Raw genomic sequence first — 9,681 nt, 5'->3', positions numbered from 1 at the left:
ATCTGACGGCGAAGCTCGCGAAGAAAAAGCGGGCTTAACCGTCAGGCATCCTGCGCACGGATCGTTTTACCGGCGGGGAGCGCTTATGTTTGAAGGTATCCCGGCAAGCTCGGGGTAAAAACAGGGATGACCCGACGCGCTAGCGCCGCTAGGCTGCGGTCAGGTTTATCCGGGTGCGCGGAGCAGAGATATGCAATTTGCTTATGGACTAGACGACGAAAAAGACGCGAAGAAGCCGGAAGAGGCGAAACCCTCCGAGGCGATGGAAGAGCGGCTCTTCAAAGCCCGCTCGGTTTTCATCTTCGGTCAAATCGATATGAAGCTGGCCCAGGCCGTCACCGCGAAGATGATCGCCCTGGCGCAGGAGAGTAAGGACGAAATCCGCGTCTTCATGAACTCGCCGGGCGGGCATGTGGAATCGGGCGACACTATCCACGATATGATTAAATTCGTCGATTGCCCGGTGAAGGTGATCGGAACCGGCTGGGTTGGCAGTGCGGCGGCGCATATCTATCTGGCGGCCACAAAAGAAAACCGCCTGTGCCTGCCGAACACGCGCTTCCTGCTGCATCAGCCCAGCGGCGGTGCGGGCGGTCAGGCCAGCGATATCGCCATTCAGGCGAAGGAAATCATCAAGATTAAGGCGCGGATCCAGAAAGCCATCGCCGATGCCACGGGTCAGCCTCTGGAAAAGGTGATTAAGGATACCGAACGCGACCATTGGATGCCCGCCGATGAAGCCGTCGAGTACGGCGTCGTCGGTCGGGTTATCAGCAGCATCGGTCAGATCTAAGCCCCATGAGTGTCTCACCTGTTCATATTATCGGCGGCGGTCTCGCCGGGTCCGAGGCCGCGTGGCAGTTGGCGCAAGCCGGAGTTCCGGTGGTGCTGCACGAGATGCGGCCCCTCCGGCGCACGGACGCCCATCAAACCGATCATCTAGCGGAATTGGTCTGCTCCAACTCCTTCCGCTCCGATGATGCCGAGTATAATGCGGTCGGCGTGCTGCACGCCGAGTTGCGGCAGGCGGGATCGCTCATTTTCCAAGCGGCGGACACCCATCAAGTCCCGGCGGGCGGAGCCTTGGCCGTGGACCGCGACGGGTTTTCGGCAGCGGTGACGGAGGCGATTAACGCCCATCCGCTGATTACCGTCGAGCGCGGCGAGATTACCGGCCTGCCGCCCGCCGAGTGGGAAGATGTGATTATCGCCACCGGCCCCCTCACCTCCGAGCCTTTGGCGGAAGCCATCCGGGCGCTGACGGGTGAAGAGAGTTTGGCGTTTTTTTGATGCGATTGCGCCGATTGTCCATAAGGACAGCGTGAACTTCGATCTCGCCTGGTTCCAGTCGCGCTACGATAAGGAAGGGCCGGGCGGCACCGGCTCCGACTATATCAATTGCCCGCTGAATAAAGAGGAATACGACGCCTTTATCGCGGCGGTTCTGGCGGGCGATAAGACCGATTTCAAAGAGTGGGAGACCAACACCCCCTATTTTGAAGGCTGCCTGCCGATTGAAGTGATGGCCAGCCGGGGCGTCGAAACCCTACGGTTTGGGCCAATGAAGCCGGTCGGGCTCGACGATCCGCGCACGGGGCGCTGGCCCTATGCCGTGGTGCAGTTGCGCCAGGATAATAAGCTCGGCACGCTCTATAATATCGTCGGCTTCCAAACCAAGCTGAAGTACGCCGAACAGGTGCGAATTTTCCGGATGATTCCGGGGTTGGAAAACGCCGAATTCGCCCGCCTCGGCGGCTTGCACCGCAATACCTTCCTCAACTCCCCGCGCGTGTTGGACAGTCAGTTGCGCCTGAAAGCCGATCCGCGCTTGCGCTTCGCCGGACAGGTGACGGGTGTTGAGGGCTATGTGGAGAGCACCGCAATCGGGCTCTTGGCCGGGCGCTTCCTGGCCGCCGAAAGCTTGGGCAGCCGATTGTCCCGCCGCCGATCACGACCGCACTCGGTGCGCTGCTGAGCCATATCACGGGTGGGGCCAATGCCGACACGTTCCAGCCGATGAACATCAACTTCGGCCTCTTCGCCGATCTGCCGCCGGTTCCGGGCGTGAAGAAAGCCCCCAAAGGCCGCGACCGCAAAGCCGCCCTCGCCCGCCGGGCCTTGGCCGATTGCGCCGCCTGGCTAGGGCTTCGGAGCGCCGCTTAATTTCCTTAGGCATTCGCCCGGTTGGTCTCGATCCTCGAAACCAACCGGGCGATACCGGCTCTAACGAATTACCGCGCCGACGTTAGACTAAGGCTGGATGACGCCAGTTTCGGCGCACCGCCGACCGGCACCACCGTAATCGTACCGACCGTCTCCGGCGTCTCCACGTCGAGAATACCGCCGGCCAGACGGAAGGTGAGACATTGGCCCGCCTCGCGCCAACGGATCGTTTCGCCATCGTCGAGATAAAGCTGGCTGGTGCCGCTGGCCTGCGCGCCGCCGAAGACGATAACGGTAACCCCCGCCCCATCGTCCACCGGCACAATCGCGCCGCGCGGGCAAAGATCGGCATCCGGCCCAGGGGCGCGGGCACCCTCACGCGGCTGCCGCCCGCATAGGGGGTGCCGTCGTGCCAATCGTACCAGCCGCCGGGATTGGTCGGCAGATAGACCGAACGCTCGGTTTCGCCCTGCTCCAGCACTGGGGCGATCAGTAGGTCTGGGCCGAGCATGAAGGCATCTTCCACCAGTTTCGCCCCGGCATCGGCAGGGAAATCCCAGAACAGGGGCCGCACGGCGGGACTATCCTGCGCCGCCGCCTGCCACATCTGCGTGTAGAGATAGGGGATCAGCCGATTGCGAACGTTCATAGCGTCGCGCACCTGGGGCAGCACTTCCGGGTGCATCCAGGGCGTATTGACGACCCCGTTCTCCTTCCAAGAGTTCATCACCATGCGCGGCCACAGCGAGCAGAATTCGACGAAGCGCGCGAAGAGTTCGGGCGTCGGCACCGGGCCGTGGAAACCGCCAACGTCGTGGCCGATATTGTAGAAGCCTGACAGGCTCATATTCAGGCCCTGGGTGAGATTGTAGCGCAGGCTCTTCCACGCCGTCTCGTTATCGCCGGACCAAGTCTGGCCGTAGCGCGACACACCGGCCCCACCGGCGCGCGTGATGACATAGGGGCGCTTTTCCGGCGCGTGGGCCAATTGGGTTTCATAGGCGAGCTTGTGCATCAGCAGCGCTTGCGCCGGACGCGCGAGGCTTTGCTCGAACGGTCGACCGTCGCCCACGCAGACGGCGTCCTCGTCCCAAATCTCATATTCGTTATTGTCGTTCCACACCGAGGCGACGCCGTAATCGAGCAACGCCGTGCGAATACCGTTCGCCCACCAGTCCCGCCCACCGGGGCTGGTGAAATCGAGATGGAAGCCGAGCCCGTCCCAGAATTGCGCAATCGCAGGTTCGCCGGTTTCCGAATCCAGCACCAAACCGCCCGCCGCTTTCGCCTCTTCAAGACGCGGATGATCGTCGAGCAGGCAGGGTTTCAGGTTCGTCACCGGCTGCATGCCCGCCGCCTTCAGGCGCGCCATCGTGGCGGCGGGATCGGGGAATTTATCGCGGTTCCAGTTGAAGGCGTAACGACGCCCGTTGATCGAGGTATAGCCCGAGCCGAAATGGAAACTGTCGCAGCGGATACCATTGCGGCGGCAGTCTTCGATGAAGGCCGAGATGCGCGCGTCGGCATCCGGCGCGTCGGCAATCGTCATCGTCGTCATGGCAAAGCCCAGCGACCAGCGCGGCGCAAACGCCTGCCCGCCAGTCAGCCAGGAGAAGCGCCGCGTGACGGCGGGCACACTCGGCCCAGCGAGCACGTAATAGTCGAGGTCGCCATCTTCCGCCTGATAGAAGCGGAAAAGCCCGTGGTAATTATCGATAGTGCAGCCGAAATCGACCTGGGCTTTCGCGAGATTATCGTAATAGACCCCGTGCGCGCCGCGCGGCCCATCGACGATGAAGAAGGGCAGCATCTTATAGAGCGGGTCCGACAGTTCGGCATCGAAACCGCAGGGATCGACCGCGTCGATGGCGAAGCGGCGGCCGGTGCGATCGAGCGGCCCGGCCTTATCGCCAAGCCCAAAATGACGCTCGTCGGGCAACCGCGCCATCGCGTGCGTCGCGGTATGGGTTTTCCGGGAGAGAAGATAGGCTTGCGTCGGGCGATCTTGCAGGAAGGGTTCTGCCTCGCCATCGCGCCGCCAGTCGATCCCGAAGGGATGCAGGCGAATCTCGGCGTGGAGCCCGCCCGCCGACAGCGTTACCGTCCCGTCGCTTTCCGCAACCTGGGCGGCAGGATGAGCGAAGCCGCTTTCATCGTCGCGGGCACGGCCTTCGAAGCTGGGCTCCAACCCGCCGGGCGCAATCTGCCAGCCGCGATCCAGCCGGTAGCCGCCGGGCCGCTTCAGCGTGACACGGCCGATATCGCCTTCCAGAATCGCCACCCGCAGCGTTGCCAGCGGTTTGCCGCCCGCGCTCAGGTCGAATAGCGCAGCATTACCGTCGCGGCCCCGATATTGGCCGTGCGTCAGAGCTTTCATGAGTCTCTCCAGATCGATCAGGGACGGGCGAGCGCCGTGCCGTCTTCGGTAAATAAGTGAATGTGCTGCGGCGCGAAGCGCACGGCGACCGTATCGCCGCGCTGCAACTGCGCCTGCCCGTCCTGGCGCAGCGTGATCTGCGGCAAGCCAGGGGCCGAGGCGTAAAAGAAGGTCTCGCCGCCGAGCTGTTCGAGCAGATCGAGCTTCAGGCTCAGCATGCCATCCTGCGGGACGATCGAAATATGCTCGGGCCGAACGCCGAGGGTGACCGACGCGCCGGAGGCAAGCCCCGGCACTGCAAACGGCAGCGGCAGGCTGGCATTGCCGAGTTTCAAACGCAACTCGCCCTGCTGGGTTTCAACCGTCGCCGGGAGCAAATTCATGCGCGGCGAGCCGATGAAACCCGCAACGAACAGATTGGCCGGGTGGTTATAGAGTTCCAGCGGTGAGCCAACCTGTTCGATCCGCCCCGCCCGCAGCACAACGATGCGGTGGGCGAGCGTCATCGCCTCCACCTGATCGTGGGTGACATAGATCATCGTGCCGCCGATTTCGGTATGCAGCGCGGCCAACTCCTTGCGGGTGGCGACGCGCAACTCGGCATCGAGGTTGGACAAGGGCTCGTCGAACAGAAAAATCTTCGGGTCGCGCACAATCGCCCGGCCAATGGCGACGCGCTGGCGCTGGCCGCCGGATAGCGCCTTCGGCTTACGGTGCAGATACTCCGTGAGGCGCAGCATTTCGGCGGCGCGTTTGACGCGCGCCTCAATATCTGGCTTCTTCAGGCCCATATTCTGGAGCGCGAAACCCATATTCTCGGCGACGCTCATGTGCGGATACAGGGCGTAGGATTGGAATACCATCGCAAGGCCCCGGTCGGAGGCCGGCAGATGCGTTACCCGTACGCCGTCGATCTCGATTTCGCCGTCGGTGACGGTTTCAAGCCCGGCGATGACGCGCAGCAGGGTCGATTTCCCACAGCCCGACGGGCCGACGAAGACGATGAACTCACCGTTCTTCACCTCGAGATCGATCCCGTGCAGCACTTTGACAGCGCCGAAGGCTTTAGTTGCGCCTTTAATCTTCAAATCAGCCATGAGGGAAGGTCCGGTCGCTCATTTCATCCCCGTCGAGCCGATGCCCGTGGTGATGAAGCGTTGCAGGAAGACGAAGACGAGGGCGACGGGCAAAAGCGTCACGACGGTCATCGCCAAGAGATAATGCCACTGGGTCTGAAGTTCGCCCTGGAAGGCGTTGAGACCGATTTGCAGGGTATAGACTTCGGTTTTGGTTAGCACCGCCAGCGGCCAGAGAAACTCGTTCCAGCGCCACATGATCGAGAAAATGGCGAGCACGGCCAAAGCGGGCATCGAGAGTGGCAAAACAATGCGCCAGTAAATCTGCCACTCGGAGGCCTTGTCCATCCGCGCCGCTTCGATCAGGTCTTTCGGCAGCGTCAGCATATATTGGCGCAGTAGGAAGACGCCGGTCGGGGTCGCCGCCCCCGGCAGGATCACCGCCCACAGCGAGTTCACTAAGCCAAGCTCGGTAATCACCAGATAGACGGGCACCAGCACGATGGTAATCGGGATCATCAGCGTGCCCACCACCGCCAGCATCGCCGCGCCCTTACCGCGAAAATCGTAAACCGCCAGCGCATAGGCCGCCATCGAGTTGGTCAGCAGTGTCAGCGCGGTTGCGACGACAGTGACGAAGACCGAATTACTGAGGAAGCGCAGAAAGGCGAAACGCTCCAGCGGCTCGGTATAATTCTCCAGCGCCAGCGCGGCCTTACGCACCGGCGTGCGCGCATCGATGGGAACCCGGAAAGTCTCAGTCGGATTATTCGGGTCCACCATTTGCGCGACGATGCCAATGCGGCGAACCTGTACCAACTCCTTCACCGTCCCGTCGCTCTGCGGCACGCTGAACAAGGGCAGCGGGTTCGGATGGCCGGGAACGCTCACCTCCACCTGCGCCATCGGCAGCAGCGACGGCGGAAACTCCAGCAGCGCGCTCTGCGTCTTGAAGGAGGAGAGCACGAGCCAGAGCACCGGCCCGAACATCAGTACCACCCCAACGGCGAGATAGGCATAGGCGGCAATATCCGTCCAATGCAGCGGCGCTCCCGCCCCGCCCCGCCGGGCTTTCGCAAGCTGTTTTAAACTGATGGCAGCCATCTCAAACTTCCTTTCGCCGGGCGAGAAGAAGCTGGAGCAGCGTCAACGCGAACAGCACCAGCCCGAGGACGACAGAGGCTGCGGCGGCAAGGCCGAAGTTCTGCACCTGATTCGAAAACGCGGTTTCATAGATATATTGCACGATCATCAAGGTCGCCGTGCCCGGCCCGCCGCCGGTGAGCACGAAGACTTCATCGAACGTCTGCACGCCCTTAATCAGCGCCAGCACGATCACGACGATCATATTCGGCCACAGCAGCGGCAAGGTAATGCGCGTCAGCGTGCGCCAGCGCGGCGTCGCATCCATCTCCGCCGCCTCATAGAGATCGGCCGGGATTGCTTGCAGCCCCGCCAGCAGGATCAGCGTATAGAACCCCATATGCGCCCAAACCGAGACGAAAACCGCCCAGAACATCGCCCAGCTTGGATCGATGAAGAACAGCATTTTCTCGCCGCCGAACCCGGTAATCACGGCATTCAGAAGCCCGTCGCGCTGCAAAATCCATTTCCAGATCAGCGCGACGACGACCGGCGAGAGCAGAACCGGGAAGAAATAGACCGCCCGGAAAAACCCCCGCGCATAAATCTTCTTATTCAACACGAGCGCCGTGACCAGCGAGAACAGCACCATCGCGCCGACTTGGAAGAAGACGAAGTAAATCGTATTGCGCACGCCGCGCCAGAAATGATCTTCGCGGCAGGTATTCGGGTCGAGATAGGAGGTGCAGTTGAAGAGATGTTCGTACTGCTCGGTCCCGACGTAGGGGCGTTCCGATGGGAAAAGCGCCGCGCCGCCAGTGACCGAGAAGACGATATTGATCGCAATCGGCAGGAACACGAACATGCCGAACAGAAGAAAGTTCGGTGCCAAAAAGAAATACGGCATATGCCGGACCCCGACGAGCCGCTGAAGCAGCTTCATCGGAATATCGAGGCCCTGCATAAGCAGCGCAAGGGGCGATCCGAAAACCGCGCCGAGCGCAGCCGTAACGGTTCGGCGCGGTGCGCCGTCCTGATCCACAGTCATGGTCGTGTTCCCGCCGGGCCGTTACTTTTTATTACGTTCGGCAATCTGCTGAGCGACATCGACCGGGATCCGCTCATAGGCGTTTTCCAGCGTCGTTTCACCCGCAATCGCTTGACCGAGGCGGCTGATAACGGCGTTGAAGATGATACGGTTGTTGGTATAGCCCTGGGTTAGATAGGCCGTCGCCGTGGTCGAGCTGGCGTTCTGCGTGAACACTTTCAGCGCCGCCGCTGCCGGCTTGCTGGCGCTCGGATAAGGCACGCCCTTTTCGGTTAGGCCGACGTGGCCGGGCACGAATAAGGAGCGGGAATAGAATTCCTTCAGAACCGGCTCGCTCGCGAGATACTCCATAACCCGCGCCACTGCTTGCGGATTTTTCGTGGACTTCATCGCCACTAGGCCCGCGCCGCCCGGCATGCTGGTGCAGTTCCCGGCCCCGCAGGGGTTGGGAACGGCGACCCAATCGAACGCATCGCCGATGGTCTTGCTGAACTGGCCCGTCTGCCACGATCCGGAGAGATACATGACGACTTGTGCGTTCTTAAACTCGTCATTGGCCCCGCGATAGGCCGTGCCCGACACCGAGCCCCACAGCTCTTTCGACATCACGCCGGACTTGTGCCAATCGTAAACCCGCTGCGCCGCGCGCTTGAAACCATCATCGACAACGGCGGGCGAGCCATCGGCGGCGAAAACCTGCGAGCCTTCCGACAGAACCATCGAATAGAAACGGTGGCCCGAGCGGTCGATTGCCAGCGGGAACGGGGCTTTCGTAACCTTGGCCACCTCTTGAACCGCCTTCGCCCAATCTTCCCAAGTCGCGCCTTCCTTCGGCATTTTCACACCGGCTTGGTCGAACAGCGTCTTATTGACGAAAGCGCCCGTCACCGTGAGCTGCGTCATCAACCCCGGAATGGAGGTATTATCGCCGGGGACGCGCATCCAATTCAAGAACGGGCCGAAATTGGCATCCCAATAGGCGGCGTCTTTCAGATAGGGGCGCAAGTCCAGCGCAAAGCGCGACATGCCGCCCAAATCGACAACGCGGGCGATATCCGGCCCCTGGCCGGAGGCGACTTGCACGGGGAGATTTTCGTTGATCGCCTTAAAGGGAACTTCGTCCAGAACGACGTCGATATCCTTATTGGCTTCTTTGAAGCGCTTCAGAAGATCGGCCATAACCTCGCCTTCGTTGCCATCCGAATACCAGGTCATGCGGACCGTCGTGGTCTGGGCGTAGGCCGACAGGCTAATGGCCGTCGTCGAAAAAAGGGCAAGCAGAAGCGGTTTGAAAGCACGCATTGTCGGTCTCCTCCCGGATGCCCGCGTGTCACGCGGAGCTTATCTATTGTAGGACTACCCCCATCTTGAACGATGGCAGCCCCCGTTTCGAGCTGTTTCTTACAGCCTCTTCGATATTTGGCAAACGTTTGCCTAACCTGTCAACACGCATTTTTCGCCTCGACAATCGATTGCCTGGGTGAAACAAAGGAATAATGTCAAGAATCGTGCAGAAGGCCATGTCGGACGATATTTCGCTTGCGACGGTTGCCGCCAGGGCCGGGGTTTCGGTATCCACCGTCTCCCGCATCGTCAATGGCGAGACCGGGCGAGCGTCGGCGGCCACGGTCAAGCGCGTGCAGGAGGCTATCGACGCCGTCGGCTACCGGCCTAACCCGGTCGGTCGCGCTTTGCGGCGGCGGGAAAGCCGCGTGGTGGCGATGCTGATCGCCAATCTCGACAATCCCGCAATGGCAACCATCGCCTCCTCCACCGAAGCCGCCCTGCGCAGCGCGGGCTACGTGATGATCCTTTGCGATACGCACGACCGCGCCGATTTGCAGGATGAATATTTGGAGGCGATGCGCGCGCAATTCGTGCGCGGCTTCGTGCTGGTGGCCGCCGTCCCCAGCCCCGGCCTTGCCGATCTCTCC

General features: G+C 61.7%; 7 protein-coding genes and 1 pseudogene. 3 read left to right on the top strand and 5 right to left on the bottom strand.

Annotated features, from left to right (window positions below):
• Positions 1-190: 190 nt before the first annotated feature.
• Both VZ95_RS02470 and trmFO read left to right on the top strand, forming a co-directional pair.
• Positions 191-793, top strand: coding sequence for an ATP-dependent Clp protease proteolytic subunit (locus VZ95_RS02470; protein WP_045774469.1), 603 nt, complete (start codon positions 191-193; stop codon positions 791-793).
• Between the two features lie 5 nt (positions 794-798).
• Positions 799-2,163, top strand: a pseudogene (gene trmFO / locus VZ95_RS02465) (methylenetetrahydrofolate--tRNA-(uracil(54)-C(5))-methyltransferase (FADH(2)-oxidizing) TrmFO).
• A gap of 82 nt (positions 2,164-2,245) precedes the next feature.
• On the opposite strand, the gene VZ95_RS02460 reads toward trmFO, so the two are convergent.
• Genes VZ95_RS02460 through VZ95_RS02440 form a run of 5 tightly spaced genes read right to left on the bottom strand, consistent with a single transcriptional unit; the run spans position 2,246 to position 9,049 of the window.
• Positions 2,246-4,540, bottom strand: a complete 2,295-nt coding sequence (locus VZ95_RS02460) for a TIM-barrel domain-containing protein (RefSeq protein WP_052711419.1) — start codon at positions 4,538-4,540, stop codon at positions 2,246-2,248.
• A gap of 17 nt (positions 4,541-4,557) precedes the next feature.
• The gene (locus VZ95_RS02455; protein WP_045774468.1) at positions 4,558-5,637 is read right to left on the bottom strand and encodes an ABC transporter ATP-binding protein; all 1,080 of its coding nucleotides are present in this window, start codon (positions 5,635-5,637) and stop codon (positions 4,558-4,560) included.
• A gap of 18 nt (positions 5,638-5,655) precedes the next feature.
• Positions 5,656-6,720, bottom strand: a complete 1,065-nt coding sequence (locus VZ95_RS02450) for a carbohydrate ABC transporter permease (RefSeq protein WP_045774467.1) — start codon at positions 6,718-6,720, stop codon at positions 5,656-5,658.
• 1 nt (position 6,721) lies between these two features.
• Positions 6,722-7,747 carry a carbohydrate ABC transporter permease gene (locus VZ95_RS02445; protein WP_045774466.1) on the bottom strand — a complete coding sequence of 342 codons (1,026 nt, stop codon included), beginning with the start codon at positions 7,745-7,747 and terminating at the stop codon, positions 6,722-6,724.
• Between the two features lie 21 nt (positions 7,748-7,768).
• On the bottom strand, positions 7,769-9,049 hold the full coding sequence (locus tag VZ95_RS02440) for an ABC transporter substrate-binding protein (protein WP_045774465.1): 1,281 nt from the start codon (positions 9,047-9,049) through the stop codon (positions 7,769-7,771).
• A gap of 194 nt (positions 9,050-9,243) precedes the next feature.
• On the opposite strand from VZ95_RS02440, the gene VZ95_RS02435 reads away from it, so the two are divergent.
• A partial coding sequence (locus VZ95_RS02435) for a LacI family DNA-binding transcriptional regulator (RefSeq protein WP_198148045.1) occupies positions 9,244-9,681 on the top strand: 438 nt, incomplete at its 3' end.

The organism is Elstera litoralis, from assembly GCF_000963705.1.
Classification (GTDB): domain Bacteria; phylum Pseudomonadota; class Alphaproteobacteria; order Elsterales; family Elsteraceae; genus Elstera; species Elstera litoralis.
This window is presented reverse-complemented; position numbering and strand designations above follow the sequence as displayed.

Coding starts and splice junctions, on each gene's coding strand:
- VZ95_RS02460 (WP_052711419.1), bottom strand. CDS start 4,540: ATGAAAGCTCTGACGCACGGCCAATATCGGGGCCGCGACGGTAATGCT.
- VZ95_RS02455 (WP_045774468.1), bottom strand. CDS start 5,637: ATGGCTGATTTGAAGATTAAAGGCGCAACTAAAGCCTTCGGCGCTGTC.
- VZ95_RS02445 (WP_045774466.1), bottom strand. CDS start 7,747: ATGACTGTGGATCAGGACGGCGCACCGCGCCGAACCGTTACGGCTGCG.
- VZ95_RS02450 (WP_045774467.1), bottom strand. CDS start 6,720: ATGGCTGCCATCAGTTTAAAACAGCTTGCGAAAGCCCGGCGGGGCGGG.
- VZ95_RS02470 (WP_045774469.1), top strand. CDS start 191: ATGCAATTTGCTTATGGACTAGACGACGAAAAAGACGCGAAGAAGCCG.
- VZ95_RS02440 (WP_045774465.1), bottom strand. CDS start 9,049: ATGCGTGCTTTCAAACCGCTTCTGCTTGCCCTTTTTTCGACGACGGCC.